General features: G+C 39.5%; 13 protein-coding genes. 8 read left to right on the top strand and 5 right to left on the bottom strand.

Annotated elements, in window-relative coordinates; genetic code table 11:
* Positions 1-2: 2 nt before the first annotated feature.
* The 3 genes from IQ264_RS02475 to IQ264_RS02465 all read right to left on the bottom strand — a co-directional run bounded on the left by IQ264_RS02475 (position 3) and on the right by IQ264_RS02465 (position 3,452).
* A complete protein-coding gene (locus tag IQ264_RS02475) occupies positions 3-1,064 on the bottom strand; it encodes a glycosyltransferase family 2 protein (RefSeq protein ID WP_193978257.1) in 1,062 nt (353 codons plus the stop codon).
* A gap of 15 nt (positions 1,065-1,079) precedes the next feature.
* A complete protein-coding gene (locus IQ264_RS02470) occupies positions 1,080-2,048 on the bottom strand; it encodes a hypothetical protein (RefSeq protein WP_193978255.1) in 969 nt (322 codons plus the stop codon).
* 75 nt (positions 2,049-2,123) lie between these two features.
* On the bottom strand, positions 2,124-3,452 hold the full coding sequence (locus IQ264_RS02465) for a flippase (RefSeq protein ID WP_193978253.1): 1,329 nt from the start codon (positions 3,450-3,452) through the stop codon (positions 2,124-2,126).
* Positions 3,453-3,806: 354 nt separating this feature from the next.
* On the opposite strand from IQ264_RS02465, the gene IQ264_RS02460 reads away from it, so the two are divergent.
* The 4 genes from IQ264_RS02460 (at position 3,807) to IQ264_RS02445 (ending at position 9,118) form a co-directional block, all read left to right on the top strand.
* Positions 3,807-6,062, top strand: a complete 2,256-nt coding sequence (locus tag IQ264_RS02460) for a VPS10 domain-containing protein (RefSeq protein ID WP_193978251.1) — start codon at positions 3,807-3,809, stop codon at positions 6,060-6,062.
* 126 nt (positions 6,063-6,188) lie between these two features.
* Positions 6,189-6,407 (top strand): hypothetical protein, encoded by a 219-nt coding sequence (locus IQ264_RS02455; RefSeq protein WP_193978249.1) that lies wholly within the window; start codon positions 6,189-6,191, stop codon positions 6,405-6,407.
* Positions 6,408-6,698: 291 nt separating this feature from the next.
* Complete coding sequence (locus IQ264_RS02450) at positions 6,699-7,946, top strand: glycosyltransferase (RefSeq protein ID WP_193978247.1); 1,248 nt, start codon at positions 6,699-6,701, stop codon at positions 7,944-7,946.
* The gene (locus tag IQ264_RS02445; RefSeq protein WP_193978245.1) at positions 7,943-9,118 is read left to right on the top strand and encodes a glycosyltransferase family 4 protein; all 1,176 of its coding nucleotides are present in this window, start codon (positions 7,943-7,945) and stop codon (positions 9,116-9,118) included. The genes IQ264_RS02450 and IQ264_RS02445 overlap by 4 nt, the downstream gene beginning before the upstream one ends.
* A 200-nt stretch (positions 9,119-9,318) precedes the next feature.
* Here the strand turns inward: IQ264_RS02445 and IQ264_RS02440 are convergent, their stop codons facing one another.
* Positions 9,319-10,068 carry a heme oxygenase (biliverdin-producing) gene (locus tag IQ264_RS02440; protein ID WP_193978243.1) on the bottom strand — a complete coding sequence of 250 codons (750 nt, stop codon included), beginning with the start codon at positions 10,066-10,068 and terminating at the stop codon, positions 9,319-9,321.
* 321 nt (positions 10,069-10,389) lie between these two features.
* Between IQ264_RS02440 and acsF the strand changes: the two genes are divergently transcribed.
* Both acsF and IQ264_RS02430 read left to right on the top strand, forming a co-directional pair.
* Positions 10,390-11,463 (top strand): magnesium-protoporphyrin IX monomethyl ester (oxidative) cyclase, encoded by a 1,074-nt coding sequence (gene acsF / locus IQ264_RS02435; RefSeq protein WP_193978241.1) that lies wholly within the window; start codon positions 10,390-10,392, stop codon positions 11,461-11,463.
* A gap of 244 nt (positions 11,464-11,707) precedes the next feature.
* Positions 11,708-13,276, top strand: a complete 1,569-nt coding sequence (locus IQ264_RS02430; protein ID WP_193978240.1) for a S8 family peptidase — start codon at positions 11,708-11,710, stop codon at positions 13,274-13,276.
* 164 nt (positions 13,277-13,440) lie between these two features.
* On the opposite strand, the gene IQ264_RS33340 is transcribed toward IQ264_RS02430, so the two are convergent.
* On the bottom strand, positions 13,441-13,563 hold the full coding sequence (locus IQ264_RS33340) for a hypothetical protein (RefSeq protein ID WP_265583014.1): 123 nt from the start codon (positions 13,561-13,563) through the stop codon (positions 13,441-13,443).
* 58 nt (positions 13,564-13,621) lie between these two features.
* On the opposite strand from IQ264_RS33340, the gene IQ264_RS02425 reads away from it, so the two are divergent.
* Both IQ264_RS02425 and IQ264_RS02420 read left to right on the top strand, forming a co-directional pair.
* On the top strand, positions 13,622-16,903 hold the full coding sequence (locus IQ264_RS02425; protein ID WP_193978239.1) for a non-ribosomal peptide synthetase: 3,282 nt from the start codon (positions 13,622-13,624) through the stop codon (positions 16,901-16,903).
* Between the two features lie 97 nt (positions 16,904-17,000).
* Positions 17,001-17,237, top strand: a 237-nt coding sequence (locus IQ264_RS02420) for a hypothetical protein (RefSeq protein WP_193978237.1), incomplete at its 3' end; no start/stop codon positions are given.

The following is a 17,237-nucleotide window of genomic DNA, read 5'->3' as shown; positions in this document are numbered from 1 at the left end:
GCTTAGGAACGTTTTAAAGCGTTTTTTAAGCTAAAATAGCTTTTTTTAACCAACGATTTACCCAAGAGTTTAGCTTTACTAGTGGCAGATAGACTTTTAATATTCAAATAGGGACTATTAAAGAATTGACTGACAGCTTGTAGAGGAGAATCAGACGCATAACTGCATACTTCCCACCAGTAACCTGCTAAAACCCGAAGAAAAGTTGGTTGAGGATATACTTTAGCAATTTTATTTGCGGACAAAAGTTTATCTAACCATTTGTTAGCTTCTAGAACGAAATCTCGATCTTTTTTTAGTTCCAAATTTCCTAAGCGGCGATGAACTAGCATTTCTTGTTCAGTTGGCTGTAAATTCAAAGCTTGGAAGTTTCTTTTATCTATCTCGTAGAAATAGTAATATTTTTGTGACATTAGTTCTTCATCGGACAAGTTTTTGCCATACTTGCGCCATCTGTAGTAAACGAGAACTTCCGGGATATTTGCAACTTGAAAATGTCTAGCACCTCTACAGTATAAATCCCAATCTTGGGCACGTTTCAGTTCAACTGAATATCTCAAGGAATACTCGTTTAAATATTTCCGGCGAATAATCGTTGAGGGGTGACATAAAACTGCTTCAAATAAAGTCCGACAGTGAACAATATCCGGTTGTACAGCGCATCGCCACAATTCTCCTGCAACTTCGCCAATTGTTTTTACCCAACTACCACAAATACCAACTTCAGGATGAGAATCCATGTAAGCAATTTGTTTGGCAAATCTTTCCGGTAAATTAATGTCGTCGGAGTCTATGGTAATCATATAGTCGCCGCAAGCCAGATCGATTCCCCGATTCCGACTGTAACTAGTACCACTATTCTTGTCATTTAAGAATAATTTAATTCTGGGATCTTTGTAGGATTTAATAATTTCCACACTGCGATCGCTTGAACCATCATCGATAATAATAAACTCAAAATCTGAAAAGGTTTGGTTTAATACGCTGTCGATCGTTTCTTTTAAGTATTCTTCTCTGTTATAAACAGGCATGATGGCACTAGCACGAGGATTTTGGGAAGACATAGTATTTCCTTGAATTTAATAATTTACTCCGGTTTTTATCGAAAGTTTCATCGCTTTCCTAACTTTGCGAACCAACTTTTTCTGGTAAATATTTAGGTCTCTTTCTATATCTTCTAATTTTAACAAAGCTTCTGCGGGCAATCCAGTTAAACCTTGTACTTCCTGCATACACTTGCGACGGCAAAAATTCATTGGTTCTGAGTAAACTTGCGAATTGTACAAGGTTGGTTTTGGCCCAGCCCAATGAATTACACAAGCATCATCTCCTTGAACTACTGGGCTTGTTTTATCAACGGGAAAGCGATTTCTTAATTCATCCATTTGAAATTTCGGCACAATCACTTGGTAACTTGATTGTCCCAATTTTAGTTTTCCTGCGTCGAAGTCACGGAAGATCATTAAATTCAAAAAACCTTGCTCACCAGGCCAAAATATATTAGGATTTTCCTCAACTAAATCCAACATATTAATGTATTCATCCAAATTAATAATATCTCGTTTGGCAAAGAACGTTCCTGTGCAAAAGTATTCACCAAGATGCTTTTGCCAGTGAAATTCGGGAAAATATTTCTCTACTTGTTGAGGTTTAAAGAAAAACTTGGAAAACTCTTCAAAGGAATCTTTGTAAAGGGGGCGATCGACAATCACATCAAAGTCTTTAAAATTCGCATATTTGAGCATATTTCCCCAAACAATAGTGTCCGCATCAAGGAACAGGAAATTACTCCAGGGACTTTCCCAAAAGGCAACCATTTTAGTTAATCCCCAACCAAAACTTCTCTCGCGGAGAACTTTGTTTTTAACATTTAAATGATTAATAACTTTTACACCATAAGCTTTTTCCAATTCTTTAGCTGAAAATTCACCGTCAATAATCAGGCAAATTGGCACATCGCCTAAAAAATGTCTGATACTACCGCAACAACCTTTAGCATAGTGATAATCTTGGTCGCAGCAGGCTATGATAATTCCGAAATCTTCCATAAAAACACTTCTCTGAATTCAAAGCTGTTTTCAAAATGTTGAGTGATACTCTGTTTATAATATTAATTCATCGGACTACCACAAATTTTTGAAATTGAAATAGTTGAAAGTTAATGCCCTAGTCATAATCCAACCAAGCTGACGTGCTGGGGGATAAACAAAACAGAGAACATAATCGGTAAAGGCGTAGGAAATAACCGTAGCGATCGCTGCACCATTTCCGCCATAAGCTGGAATCAGCCAAAAATTTAATCCAATATTCATTGCGGCACCGCAACAAGTAGTAATTAAAGCAAATGTAGTATAACCTTCTGCAATAATCCAAATACTTTTAGCCCAGCCAAAAAATCCAAATACTGCTGACCAAATGTAGATAGATAACATTGTACTAGCTGGTTCATATTCCTGACCGTATAACAAAACAATCAGCGGTTTCGACAAACCTACCATGACAATTGCTAGTCCGAAAGTAATCACTGCCATCATATTAAAAAGCTTTTGTAGTTTCTTATAATAAAGTGTCTGACTTTCTTCCCTAGCTTTGACAATTGAAGGAGTTACAGAACTGACAATTGCACTAGCAATAAAATACCAAAGTTCGGAAATTTTCGCTGCTACTGAGTACAAACCAACAGCCTTTTCGTTAAGTAATTGACCTAGCATAATTTGGTCAATCCGAACATAAACCATAATCGCGAAACCAGAAAGTATTAATGACCAACTTTCCTTCAGTAAAACTTTAGCACGTTGCCAACTTACACGCCATTCTAAAAAGGTTTGTCCTTTTGCTTTATAAGCGATCGTCAAACCTATAGCACCCAAGAGACTTTCCGCCACAACCGCCCAAGCAAAAGCCATCAAGGGTGCTTGGATTTGAATTAAAACAACTCTCAACAAAGTTGCTAGAAAAAAAGCTGTATTTTTAGCAATAACTGTATATTTTGATTTAACTTGTGCCTGAAACCACAATTCAATAGTATTAAAGGCATTAAAAATGGTCGCAACTGCCATAACAGCTGCCAAAACAGTAGTTAAATAACTATCGCGGTTAAAAGCAAAAACAGTTACAGTTGTAATCGCAACTGTAGCTATTCCACCAAAAATTCTTAATGCTAAAGCTGTACCCATTGTTTCGTCTTTACAATCGGGGTCGCGAACAATATCTCGCACAACTATTTGATCCAATCCCAAACTAGAAATAATGGTAAACAGCGCTACATAAGCACCCGCATAGTTAAACAGACCAAATTGTTGCGGTTGTAAATAACGGGCTACCCAAGCACCTACAATTAGTCCTGCACCCATGCGGAGAATGCGATCGCCAAATAGCCACCCTATATTACCAATAATCTTGCGTAATTCTGGGCTAATGTTTTGCGTTACAGAAGTCAATTTATTTAGCATAAGCTCCAATTTTAAAAAGTTTTTTTGGCTTTTACTTAAGTTCCATTAAAATTTGAACCACTAAGCAAAGAAATTTTGATTTCCTCACCTAGCCAGATGCACCATTACTTACTTTTGTTTTACTCCAATCTAATTCGTCAATTTTGACGCTGGATTACCATATCAATTTTAAGAGGGTTGTAGATAAAGTATTATGAGTGAAATTACGGAAACTTGCCTAAAATTTAATCTTTTATTCACCGGAAATACTGAAGACCATTGCTTGAACAATAGAGATAATTAGGATAGTTTTATCCCCCATCATCCTTCCCTTAAAGCGTCTAAGCTTTCAATCACAATAATTTTTGGGAAATTATGAGCATACCTAAACTAATTCAAATTTTGAAAAATGTCACTATAAATCAAACTCTACTTCCTCCTGTCGCTACATCCCCCAGCCCATCAGCCATCATAAATTTAAAGCAAAACAGTATAATCTCTTGGACTGTAACCCTTGGTTTCATAGGGATTTTAGCTGGCTGCGGCAATGATAGCCAACCAAGTGAAACCATTATACCTATTACACCTGTTAGTGCAATGCCCTCTAGCGTTGGCGAAAATGGATATCGCTGGGCTAACGTATCCATAGGAGGAGGTAGCTTTGTTACAGGTATTTATATCCATCCAAAACAAAAAGATCTGGTTTATATTAGAACTGACATAGGTGGATTTTATCGCTGGAATGCAGCTAATAAAAGTTGGATTCCTTTAACTGATAGCTTTACCCAAGCGCAACAAACTTACTATGGTGGAGAAGCACTAGCTTTCGATCCAAATAACCCAAATATTGTTTATATAGCAGCCGGAAAATACTCAGCTTGGCAACCTAAAGGATCTGTTTTTAAATCTAGCGATCGCGGTCAAACTTGGCAAAAGTTAAACTTAGATTTAGGAATGGATAGTAACGACGATTATCGTTGGGCAGGAATGAGATTAGCAGTCAATCCCCATAACTCTAACATCATCTTTTTTGGTTCCCGACATGATGGTTTATGGAAATCTCAAGACGCAGGTAAAACATGGGCTAGAGTTACTTCCTTGTCCGCAAAACTTACCCCCAAAATAGGCGTTTTAGGTATTCTGTTTGACAAGCAAAAGCCAGGTTTAATCTACGCTAATGTCTTTGGAGATGGGATTTATCAATCTACTGATACAGGTGTAACTTGGAGCAAAATTGAAGGCAGTCCAAATCAGCCGCAACGAATGGCAATTAATAATAACGGCATTCTCTACGTTACTGCCAAGTCTGGAGTTAGCAAGTATGGTAACGGAGTTTGGACTAATATTACTCCTTCTGGCAAAGAAACATTCTTTAATGCTTTAGCTATTAACCCGAAAAATCCCAATGAAATCATCGTAGCTAGCGGTCAATCAGTCAAAACCAAAATTTATCAAAGTTCTGATGGAGGGAAAAGTTGGACAGAAAAAAAAGCATCGCTACAACAGACAGTTCCTTGGTGGTACGATCCGACCCATCCGATGTTTTCTATTTGGACATCTGCGATCGAATTTGACCCCCATCTTCCCGGAAAAGTTTGGCTAACAGATGGATTTGGCATTTGGCAAACCAACAACATCAACACCAATCCAGTTGTCTGGACAAACTACGAACAAGGACACGAAGAAGTAGTTTCTTTTGCTTTAGCTGCACCTGCAAAAGGCCCCGTTTTATTAAGTGCGCTAGCTGATGTCGTCGGTTTTTATCACGACAAAGGACTAAACAACTATCCCTCAGAAAGATTTCATGGCACACCCGAATGGCGCGATACCTTGGGTTTAGCTTACTCACAAAACAATCCCCAACGGGTAGTCCGCGTCGGTGGTGCCAGATGGAACTCCACTTACACAGGCGCAACTTCCACCGATGGCGGTAGAACCTGGAAAACTTTTCCCTCATTCCCAGCAAACACAATGCCTTTGCGGGTAGCTGTTTCTGCAACAAATCCCAATCTCTTTATAATTATCACCAGCAAAGCCCAACCTCTACGCACAACAGATGGCGGCGCATCTTGGAGTAAAGTTTCGGGACTACCCGATGGTCCCGGAGGGCCTTGGTTTTGGAATCACCCTTTAGCCGCAGACAAAGTAGATGGCAATACCTTTTACTATTACAGGGAAGGCAAAACTTACCGCACTACTGATGGGGGTTCATCGTTCACTTTGGTTAACTCATCTCTTCCCCACAGTCAGTGGAATAGTTATGCAATTAAAACAGTTCCCGGTTTTAAAAACGAAGTGTGGGTTAGTTTAGATAAAAACGGTTTGTTCCGTTCTACAGATGGCGGTACTACCTTTACAAAATTACCTTCTGTAGAAAGAGCTTCTTTATTTGCTTTTGGTAAAGCACCCCAAGGCAGCACTACTCCTGCCCTTTATTTATACGGAAAGGTTACGGGCATCGGAGATGGCATTTTCCGTTCTTTGGATCGAGGACAAACTTGGGTCAGCATTGGTTCGCCAGAAAATCCGATCGGTAATGAACCAAATACAATGGAAGCGAGTTGGCAGCAATTTGGATTAGTCTTTATAGGGACAAACGGTCGAGGAATTTTTTACGGAATTCCGTTCTAAAAAATTCTCGAACAGAATTGTGTCTCTTTGGAGGCTAGTTGAGCTTGAGCCAATCTTTTTTTCCTAGTTTCAGTTTTTGAAGATGGTATTGGTGACAATAAGGGTGAGATCAGTGATTCTACTGTCATGAGAATTACGGAAGCTGCCAGAACTATCAAGCCAGCAGAGGTAAAAATTAGCATTACTGGCAAAGAAGTCAGTCTTTGTATAGATGATTTCACGGCTACTCTGGGTATTTTGGTAAATTTCTTTGATAACTATGCTAATAGATTCGATTTAACCTTGTCAACAGCGATCGCGTTGTACTTAAGCATACTATTCCGCTTAAGCCTAAGATTTTACTGATGTCAAACTGTTTTCTTTAAGTAAGACTACTGAGTAATGTGGCATTACATTTATTTTTTCGGGTAGTAACTTAAATTTATAACTTCAAAGAATATTTCTTAAAAACTTTATACTACGATGATAAATAAAAAAACAATTTAACCTGGCGGACAAATTAAAATCACCAGCTAAAGATTTGCAGAAACAAAGTTGGGTAGGTACTTACGAAGATCAGTAGAAATGGCGATGACAAGCAGATAGAGTTATTTGAGAAAATATAAATGAGAAGTTATTTTAGAGATTTTATTAATCATGAGTAAACCAATTTTAACTATTTTTTATCAGTTCAACCCTTGGCACAGTAGCATCGGGGGAATACAGACTGTTATTAAAAATTTTGTTAAGTATGCTCCTGATGAATTTGAAGTCAGGCTGGTCGGGACAACAAGCGAGCAGCATCAGCCTTTAGGTGCATGGCAAGAGGCTGAGTTCGCAGGTAAATTAATTAAGTTTATGCCTGTACTTTATTTAGAAAATGATGATGTGAGAAAGCTGGTACCAACTACAATTAAATATACGGCTGCTCTTTTTGGTCGTCAGTTGGCTTCTGACTTTATGCACTTTCATAGATTGGAGCCGACAGTAGCAGCTGTGAATTGGTCGGGAGAAAAAACTCTATTTGTTCACAATGATATTCACAAACAAATGAGTTCTCAGGGTGGGAAAGATGCGATCGCGTGGCGATATCTACCAAAAGCCTATTTTGCGATCGAACGCCTGTTAGTTAATCAATTCTCTGAAATTCTCTCTTGCAACACAGAATCTACCAAATTATATCAAGAACTTTATCCCAAAATAGCAGATAGAGTGAAATACATAAAAAATACAGTAGACAACGAAATCTGTTATCCATTAAACTGGGATGAAAAAGATCGGGAAAGACGAATTTTAGCACAGCAAATGGGTAAAGCAGAAGAGACAAAATTTGTGCTTTTTGCTGGCCGTCTACATTCTCAGAAGCAGCCTATTTTATTGGTGCAATCTATTGCTGAAATAAACGATCCAAATATTCATTTGCTCATAGCAGGTGATGGAGATTTACGAGCTCAAGTATCCTCAGAGATCGATCGCCTAAAACTGCAACAGCAGGTTACAATGTTAGGAGCAATTAACCAAACTGAACTGGCAAAATTGCAAAGGCTTTCCAGTGCTTTTATCTTAACCAGTGCTTACGAAGGTTTACCCTTAGTAGTTCTGGAAGCACTTGCCTGCGGGACACCGATCGTCACAACCCGATGCGGTGAAACTCCTAACTTACTTTCTCCTAACAGTGGAGTAATTTGCGAAGAACGCACACCTGTGGCAATTGCAGATGCTCTGCGTAGGATACTGTACAATCCAAGCGATTATCCGATCGAAGCTTGTGTTCAAGCTGCCGCACCTTATAGTGCTCAGACTGTAGTGGGTGACATCTACCAAAATATGCTACGCCGTTGGCAACAGCGAACTTCTTTGTCAACAAATCAACATCACAAAAGTCTAACAGGGGTTTCGCCATGAAAATAGCTGTAGTTGGTGCCAAAGGCTTACCCGCTAAACAAGGCGGTATTGAGCATCATTGTGAAGAAATTTATCCGCTTTTGGTGAAAGAAGGTCATTCAGTAGATTTGTTTGCCCGTTCTTCCTATACTGAATCTACTTCACTGGAAAGTTATGAGCATAAGGGAGTAAAGGTTGTCTCTTTACCTTGCTTGTATACAGGAGGGATGGATGCGTTGCTCAGTTCTGCACTTGGTGCGATCGCCTCCAGTATAAAGCAATATGATATAGTTCATTTCCATGCTTTAGGGCCATCCCTTTTTTGCTGGCTACCAAAACTAACTACTTCAGCGAAAATTGTGGTCACTTGTCATGGCTTAGACTGGCAGCGTGCCAAATGGAGCAAACATTCTGGAAGATTAATTCAATACGGTGAGCGAGCAGCAGTACGCTTTGCCGATCAAATAATAGTTGTTTCCGAAGACCTGCGTTCCTATTTCAAAAAAGTCTATAACAGAGATACCATTTATATTCCTAACGCTGCTTCTTCTTTGGCTCAGTCAGACCCCGAATTTGCTTTTGGCACCTCCCTTAGTTTAACACAACAAAAGTACATTTTGTTCTTAGGCAGACTTGTACCAGAAAAATGCCCCGATTTGCTAATTCAAGCTTTCCAAAAACTCCAGCCAAAAGGATGGAAATTAGCTCTTGTTGGTGGCACAAGTGATACTGCTGAGTACTCTAGGAAAATAGTCAACATGGCAGCAAATAACAAAGACATCATATTTGCTGGTCAACTAAAAGGCTCTCTTTTAGCAGAAATTATTCGAGGTGCTGGTTTATTTGTGCTTCCTTCCAAATTAGAAGGACTACCGCTAGCTATGTTGGAAGCAATGCAAGAAGGAATCCCGGTAGTTGCCAGTAATATTCCTGTCCATCAGCAACTTATATCTGAGCAAAGGGGTTTAGCGTTCCAAGTGGAAAATTTACACTCCTGTATTCGTACCCTAAATTGGGCAATTAATCATCCAAAAGAAATGGCAGTGATGGCTAAAAATTCCCAGCAATACGTCCAATCTCACTATAACTGGAAGAAAATTAGTGATGACACTTTAAAAGTGTACACAACACTCCTCTCCCCTGTAACAATAGAAGACGAAACTAAATTCAAAAAACTGGATTTCTCGACTTAGAAACGACTTATGTTTCTCAAGAAACCCAGCTTTTGTGTGATATCATTTTCGATTGCATTGGAATTATTTAAATCTTGATAGGATAGGGGTGTTCGCCTTGGCTATAGCCTGCCGTCAGGCATAGTGTGTCCCTACAAGATATAATTCCGAAACCAAAGGATGAGATATCAGTCTGAAAATTCTTACATTTAAGTACTATATCAAACTACTACAGATTCCTCTGGTCTACTATGAGAGGGTCTTTCTGTGCTACCTGGTTTATCTTGACGAGTGAGTAAATCAAATACGTGATCGCCGATCGCCAGTTTGACATCTTCTTCTAAGTCGTGCATTACATCTCGATTTAATTTAAACGCATAGTTGGCTTCTTCTACTATGCGTTGAATTGTTGCTTCATCGATCGGTAAAGAATTCAAAGCTTGGCGATACTTTTCCTTAAATTCTCGTCTAGCTTCTACAGTGGGAATTTGTTCAAAGTCGTGCAATCCGGTGCCTCGATCTGGGGGTAAATTCAAAGCCGATCGAATAATATTTTTTAAAGCTTGTCCACCAGACAAATCACCCATATAACGAGTATAACTGTGGGCAATCAACAGCACTGGGTCGTTGTTGGCGATTTCTATGAGGCGATCGACATAAACTTGACCTGCTGGTAAAGGAACAATCTGTTCCCGCCAACTTTCACCATAATAATATGCTAAATCTTTCTCTAGATTTTCTGTGCGATTTAACTCAGGAAAATACATTGCTCCTAATACTGGATCATCCTGGTAACGCCGCAGAGAATCTTCTAAAGTACTGTAGACTAAATACAGATTTGCCAGCAACTTGCGGAATGGTTCTCGTTCAACAATTCCTTTGAGAAAACACTTCATATAAGCAGTATTTTCAGCGGCAGTGTGAGAATGTTTCGTGCCTTCTCGCAGACTGTTGGCTAAATCGTGACTCATGTCAATTTACCTCTTTCCTAAAGAAATGGTTGTTTGTTTAAAACGGAACAGGGAACAGGGAAAAAAGTGGAATAGACAAGCAATTTAAACCGCTCCCAAAACTCATTTGAGAGGGAACAGGCAATTCTGTTCCCCGTTTCCTGTTCTGGTAATGCTTTTAAATACTTTATAACTGTGTAGCGATTAATTGGAAAATAGTTATCATAACTTAACAAAGTTACAGTAAGATTAACGTTTGTTACCTTTTTCACACAAAGATCTTTTCAAGAGACGGTAAGTAGTATAACTTAAAAGCTATTGAGTTATAACGAGACAAACACTATGGTTACTTCTCCGCCAAAGCCCTCTCAGGAGTTATCAGCAGGCAAAACAACGGCGCTAAAGGAAAACATCCTCACACCTCGGTTTTATACGACAGACTTTGAAACTGCGGCTAAAATGGATTTATCTGCCCAAGACACCGAGTTACAAGCAATGTTGGCAGAAATGCGGGCAGATTACAACCGCCATCACTTTGTTAGGGATGAAGCGTTTAATGACTCTTGGGATCATCTGACGGGAGAAGACAGACAAGCTTTTATTAATTATTTGGAGAGATCGTGCGTTTCTGAGTTTTCCGGCTTTTTGCTGTTTAAGGAACTCTCGCGCAAGTTGAAAGATCGCAGTCCGCTGCTATCGGAAATGTTTAACTTGATGGCGAGAGATGAAGCGCGTCATGCTGGATTCCTCAATAAGGCAATGGGGGATTTTGGCTGTACGATGGATTTGGGTTATTTAACAAAAAATCGGGTTTATACATTTTTCCCGATCGAATGGGTGATTTACACAGTTTATTTATCCGAAAAAATTGGTTACTGGCGTTACATCATTATTTATCGCCATTTAGAAAAACATCCTGAAAATCAGTTTTATCCCTTATTCCGCTACTTTGAAAGCTGGTGTCAGGATGAAAACCGTCACGGGGATATCTTTAAAGCCTTGTTAAGATCTCAACCCAAACTGTGGCAAACTTGGCAATCTCGCTTATGGAGTCGCTTTTTCTTGCTGACAGTTTTTGCAACTCATACTTTAACTGTTCACGAGAGAACTGGATTTTATAACGTATTGGGGTTAGATGCAACGGAATTTGATGCAGAAGTAATTCGCAAGACTAATGAAACAGCCGCACGCGCTTTCCCTTCAGTTCTAGATACAGAACATCCAGAGTTTTTCGATCGCTTGCATCGCAGTTCCGATCTAAATTTACAGATGTCCCAAATCGATGCTAGTTCTCAACCAAAATGGTTGAAAGCATTACGTAAATTACCACTTCAATTATCAATTTTCGGTCATTTGCTGCGGATTTATCTGCTCAAAGGTGTTGATGCAGAAGCCTTGAAAGGAACTGTGCGTTAGAAAACTTTAGATCCCCAACTTCTTAGAGAAGTCAGGGATCTTGCTTATACATTAGACATCTTCAAAAAACCTTGTAGAGACTTTATATATAAAGTCTCTACAAGGTTTTTTGGATTCAAGAGTGACAACCTAATTTAGAGAAGCTAATCTAAAATAGCTGCATAAGTAACATTCCTTCAGACATACCAGATATTAAGTTACGATTTAAAACTTGCTTTCTAGTCAATCCTTGAGGAGATCATCCATGTCTACTTCTACTGCGCTGGATAGTCTGTTTAACCCTGATTTTTATCGTTCTCAGAATCCTGATTTGGCTGGCTTGAACAACCAACAAGCTTTTGCACACTGGAAAAATTTTGGTATAGCTGAGGGGCGATCGTTCTCACCCTTGATCGACTTAAAATTTTATCGAGATAATAACCCTGACTTAAGAAATTTAGGAAACACCCAACTATTCGACCATTTGGCTAATTTTGGTTTGTCAGAAACCCGTAATTTTTCACCTTTTGTAGACCTACAGTTCTACCAAGATAGTAACCCTGATTTAGCCAACTTAAGTAAACCGCAACTTCTAGAACACCTCTCAAAATTTGGTTTGAATGAACGGCGAGTTTTTTCTAAATTAATCGATCTCAATTTTTATCAAGCGAGTAATCCTGATTTAGCTACTTTAAATAGCCATCAATTATTTGACCATCTATATTATGCTGGGATAAATGAAGGACGAATATTTTCACCCTTTGCTAACCTCAATTATTATCGGTCTATTTACCCTGATTTAGCCGCTTTTAATAACCGCCAATTATGGGAACATTTATTAGTTAATGGTTTGGCAGAAGGACGGAAAATTTCCCCATTTTCTTTTAATACTACATTCGGATATGGTCTATTAAATGCAGCAGCAGCAGTCGCAAAAGCAACTGGACAAAGCAATTTTCCCAATGTTCCCGATTTAGGTGGTAATAGTTGGGGATTGGATGCGATCGACGCTCCAGAAGTTTGGCAAAAAGGTTACACTGGACAGGGAATTGTCGTGGCGGTTGTGGATAGTGGAGTGGACTATTTACACCCTGACCTAGATAACAATATTTGGGTTAATGCTGATGAAATTCCTGGAAATGGAATTGATGACGATCGCAATGGTTATATTGATGATACTCGCGGCTGGAATTTTATCGATAACAATAATACTCCATTAGATATAGATGGTCACGGTACTCATGTAGCAGGAATAATTGCCGCAGAAAATAACAATTTTGGTGTAACAGGAGTAGCTTTTAATGCCAAAATTATGCCTGTAAAGGTAATCGATTCTTTCGGTTTCGCAGATGATTATGATATTGCTACCGGAATTCGTTATGCTGTCGATAACGGGGCAAAAATAATTAACTTAAGCTTGGCAGGTTCGTCTACTTCAGCTGAAGAAGCAGCAGCTATTAAATATGCCTTTGAAAAAGGTGTTGTTGTGGTTTCAGCTGCCGGAAATGATTATGGTTATGAGCCTGAATATCCAGGTCGTTATGCTACTCATTATGGTATTACTGTTGGTGCAGTCGATCAGAGTAAAGTTATTCCTGCTTTTTCTAACTATGCTGGTAGTACACCGATCGATTATGTAGTTGCGCCCGGAGTAAATATTTACTCTACATCTATTTCTCCTAGCCAATATGACTCCCAGGATGGTACATCATTTTCTGCTCCTTATGTAGCGGGAACTGCGGCTTTGATTTTAAGTGCCAATCCCAATCTATTACCTACTTTGCTAGAAAATATTCTGACGACAACAGCCGATCCAACTGGGGTATTCGTTTAATAACGCAAGTTGCTGGTTACAAACATTCTCGGTTCGATCCCCCTAAATCCCCCTTAATAAGGGGGACTTTGAATCCAGTTCCCCCCTTATTAAGGGGGGTTAGGGGGGATCAAAACACTTAAGCTCATAACTAGCAACTTGAATTAATACAAGACATGAGAAAGTTATGAATTGTAGGGGCGGGTTTTGACTTCCATATCTATTGCTGGGTATGACAACCTTTTGGCTAAACCCGCCCCTACCTCATTTGTATCAATCATTTCGCCATAAAATCTATCTTGAAGCATAATTCTTGCGCGACTTTTACCTTTATAAAAGAGTGAGAGTGAACAGGTGCAGGTGTGAATGGTTTTAAACAAGTTGGATCAAGAGCGTTTTGAGGAAGAAGTGTTTATCTTTCCAGCTTCGTTTGCTCAACAGCGGTTATGGTTTATTGAACAACTGCTTCCGGGAAACGCTCTGTACGTTATTCCGCTTGTATTTCGGCTGACGGGTGCGCTAGAACGATCGCAACTGAATCAAAGTATTCAAGTCCTGATCCACCGTCACGAAATCCTCCGCACCACGTTTGAGGTTGTAGATGGGCAATTGATGCAGGTAGTCGCACCTAATTGGCAAGTAAAACTAAAATTCACTGATTTACAAACATTGCCAGCCAATACCCGTGAAGATAGGGCGATCGATCGAATTTTGCAGGAGATTCAGCAACCTTTTTACTTAGATAAAGAACCACTTTTTCGAGTCCGACTCTGGCAATTACAAGATACTGAACATTTATTGCTGATCGCACTGCACCACATTATTTTTGATGAATGGTCAAGCGGTGTTTTGATTCGGGAGTTGGGCGAAATATATCGGGCGTTGGTGGAAAATAAGCCAGCCACTTTACCGGAACTACCAATACAATATGCTGATTTTGCCCATTGGCAGCGGGAATGGTTGCAGGGAGAAGTGCTAAATGCTCAGTTGCGCTACTGGAAACAGCAGTTAAAGGATGTTCCAGTTCTCAATTTGCCTGGTGCTGCTTCTCGTTCTTTGGTGCAAAGTCATCGGGGTGCGAGTCAATTACTGGAGTTGCCGCAATCGTTACTGGATGATTTGGAGGAATTAAGCCAAAAATCGGGTGTAACACTGTTCATGACTCTGCTAGCGGCATTTCAGACGTTGCTGCATCGCTATACAGGGCAGGTTGATATTGCGATCGGATCTCCGATTGCGAATCGTCATCGCAGCGAATTGGAGGGATTAATTGGGTTTTTGGTCAATAGTTTGGTGTTACGCACCAACTTGGAGGGCGATCCCACATTCCGCGAGTTGTTGGATCGGGTGCGGGATGTCACTTTAGCGGCTTATGCTCATCAAGATTTGCCATTTGAGAAGTTGGTAGAGGAATTGCAACCTGTTCGTAGTTTGGGTCAAAATCCCTTATTTCAAGTTGTCTTTGCGCTGCAAAATACGCCAATGGAACAACTAGAATTACCGGGATTAATTCTCAGTCCGGTGGATTTGGAAACCAAAACTGCGCGTTTTGATCTGGAATTATATGTTTGGAAATGCGCGGATAATTTCAGGAATTTGTGGGGTAAAGGTTGGCAACAGTCTGATGGTTTGCGTGGTGTGATAGTTTATAACAGTGATTTATTTGATGCAAGAGCGATCGCATCTCTAAGACAACATTTTCAGACTTTGTTAGAAAGCATTGTTGCGAATCCAGATACTCAGATTTCTAAACTGTCATTATTAACTAAGGAAGAACAAGAAAAGTTATTACAGAATTGCCAGCAAAATCAATCCAACTATCCAGCAAATCTATGCGTTCATCAATTATTTGAAGCGCAAGTTAGAGAAAGACCTAATGCGATCGCTCTTAAATTCGGCAAGCAACAATTCACCTATCAAGAGTTAAATCAAGGCAGTAATCAACTAGCACGATATTTGCAAAAGTTAGGCATTAGTTCGGAAATGCCTGTAGGAATTTGTTTAGAACGTGGTGCAGAAGCGATCGCCGCAATGTTAGCAATTCTAAAAGCGGGTGGTGCTTACGTTCCTCTCGATCCCAGTTATCCCCCAGAACGACTACATTTTATGTTGGAAGATGCTGGAATTAAAGTGGTATTAACTCACGAAAATTGGGCAGATTCACTGCAAACTGATAAGACTAAAGTAATTTGTTTGGAACGGGAATGGGATTTTATCGCTAAAGAGTTAGATGAAAACTTATTTAATGCTTGTAAAAGCGATCAGCTTGCATACATAATTTACACTTCTGGATCGACTGGAACACCTAAAGGAGTGATGATACCCCATCGAGCAATAAATCGATTGGTGTGTCAAACAAACTATTTACAAATAGAACCAACAGACTGCATTGCACAAGTAGCAAACCTCGCCTTTGATGCAGCAACCTTTGAAATTTGGGGGGCATTACTCAATGGTGCCCAATTAATTGGAATTGACCGAGAAACAACGCTTTCACCCACAGAGTTTGTTACCGAATTACAACAACAGCAAATTAGCATTTTGTTTCTGACAACGGCGTTATTCAATCAAACAGTTAGTCAAATTCCGGCTGCTTTTCGATCGCTCAAATATCTGCTATTTGGTGGTGAGATTGCGAATGTCGATCGCGTGCGAACAGTCCTGCAACAAGGTAAACCCCAACATCTGATTCATGTTTATGGGCCTACAGAAAATACTACATTCTCTACTTGGTACGAAGTGCAAGAAATCCCAGAAAATTCTACAACAATTCCCATTGGTAAAGCAATTGCTAATACTCAGGTTTATCTGTTAGATGCAAATTTAAATCCAGTCCCAGCAGGTGTTAACGGTGAAATTTATTTAAGCGGAGATGGATTGGCATTAGGTTATTTGAATCGCCCAGAGTTGACAGCAAAAAGATTTATAAATTATAAATCAAAAAACGAAGCTGTAGAGACGTTGTATACAACGTCTCTACCCTCAAAATTTTACAAGACTGGCGATCGCGCACTTTACCATTCTGATGGTAATCTTGAGTTTTTGGGACGAACAGATTATCAAATTAAAATTCGCGGTTTTCGGGTAGAGTTGGGCGAAATTGAGACAATTATTGCTCAACATCCAATGGTAGAAACAGCAGTTGTAATTGTGCGTGAAGTGGAGAATGAACGCCAGTTAATTGCCTATTTTGTTCCTAAAAAATTGATGATACCGACAGAGCGAGAATTGAGATCGTTTCTCAAAACAAAATTACCTGCTTATATGCTTCCTGCGATCTTTGTTATGTTAAACAAGTTACCCCTAACCGTTAATGGCAAGGTAGATCAAAAAGCACTACCATCTCCTAACTTAACTGTTGCCAGAAAAACAATTATTCCGATTGCACCTAAAACTTCTATAGAAGCATCTTTAGCAGAAATTTGGACGCAACTTTTGGGACGAAAACAGATAGGAATTCATGATAATTTCTTTGAATTGGGAGGACATTCTTTGCTGGCGACTCAGCTTGTTTCACGGATTCGCGATCGCATATCTGTAGAATTGCCCCTAAGAAGTGTGTTTGAAACCCCAACGATCGCAGAATTAGCCCAAAAAATTGAAACTTTTAAATCGAGTTTGCAACGACGTGAGGAAGTGGAAATATGATGGTTTGGGGGACTGGGGATGACAGGCAAGATGCCTGTCCTACGGGAGTGGGATTTTCTTTAAATCAAGCATTCAGGAATTAATTAGATTTACCATTATGAGTAACAGAACGATCGCAGAATTTATTTCCCATCTGAACAGTTTGGATGTTCAGCTATTTGTTGATGATGATAAAAATTCTCTAGAAAAGATGCGTTTGCGCTGTAATTCCCCAGAAGGAATATTAACAGCTGAATTGCGTCAAGAATTAGTCGATCGCAAAACCGAACTCATCTCATACTTGCATCAACAGAAGGCAGAAGGCAATCTCCCCATCTCCCCATCTCCCCATCTC

The organism is [Phormidium] sp. LEGE 05292, from assembly GCF_015207735.1.
Taxonomy (GTDB): domain Bacteria; phylum Cyanobacteriota; class Cyanobacteriia; order Cyanobacteriales; family Aerosakkonemataceae; genus Floridanema.
Note: the sequence above shows the minus strand (reverse complement) of the source record. Positions and strands in the feature narration are given on the sequence as shown.

Coding starts and splice junctions, on each gene's coding strand:
- IQ264_RS02475 (WP_193978257.1), bottom strand. CDS start 1,064: ATGTCTTCCCAAAATCCTCGTGCTAGTGCCATCATGCCTGTTTATAAC.
- IQ264_RS02430 (WP_193978240.1), top strand. CDS start 11,708: ATGTCTACTTCTACTGCGCTGGATAGTCTGTTTAACCCTGATTTTTAT.
- IQ264_RS02425 (WP_193978239.1), top strand. CDS start 13,622: ATGGTTTTAAACAAGTTGGATCAAGAGCGTTTTGAGGAAGAAGTGTTT.
- IQ264_RS02455 (WP_193978249.1), top strand. CDS start 6,189: ATGAGAATTACGGAAGCTGCCAGAACTATCAAGCCAGCAGAGGTAAAA.
- acsF (WP_193978241.1), top strand. CDS start 10,390: ATGGTTACTTCTCCGCCAAAGCCCTCTCAGGAGTTATCAGCAGGCAAA.
- IQ264_RS02470 (WP_193978255.1), bottom strand. CDS start 2,048: ATGGAAGATTTCGGAATTATCATAGCCTGCTGCGACCAAGATTATCAC.
- IQ264_RS02465 (WP_193978253.1), bottom strand. CDS start 3,452: ATGCTAAATAAATTGACTTCTGTAACGCAAAACATTAGCCCAGAATTA.
- IQ264_RS02445 (WP_193978245.1), top strand. CDS start 7,943: ATGAAAATAGCTGTAGTTGGTGCCAAAGGCTTACCCGCTAAACAAGGC.
- IQ264_RS33340 (WP_265583014.1), bottom strand. CDS start 13,563: ATGCTTCAAGATAGATTTTATGGCGAAATGATTGATACAAATGAGGTA.
- IQ264_RS02460 (WP_193978251.1), top strand. CDS start 3,807: ATGAGCATACCTAAACTAATTCAAATTTTGAAAAATGTCACTATAAAT.
- IQ264_RS02440 (WP_193978243.1), bottom strand. CDS start 10,068: ATGAGTCACGATTTAGCCAACAGTCTGCGAGAAGGCACGAAACATTCT.
- IQ264_RS02450 (WP_193978247.1), top strand. CDS start 6,699: ATGAGTAAACCAATTTTAACTATTTTTTATCAGTTCAACCCTTGGCAC.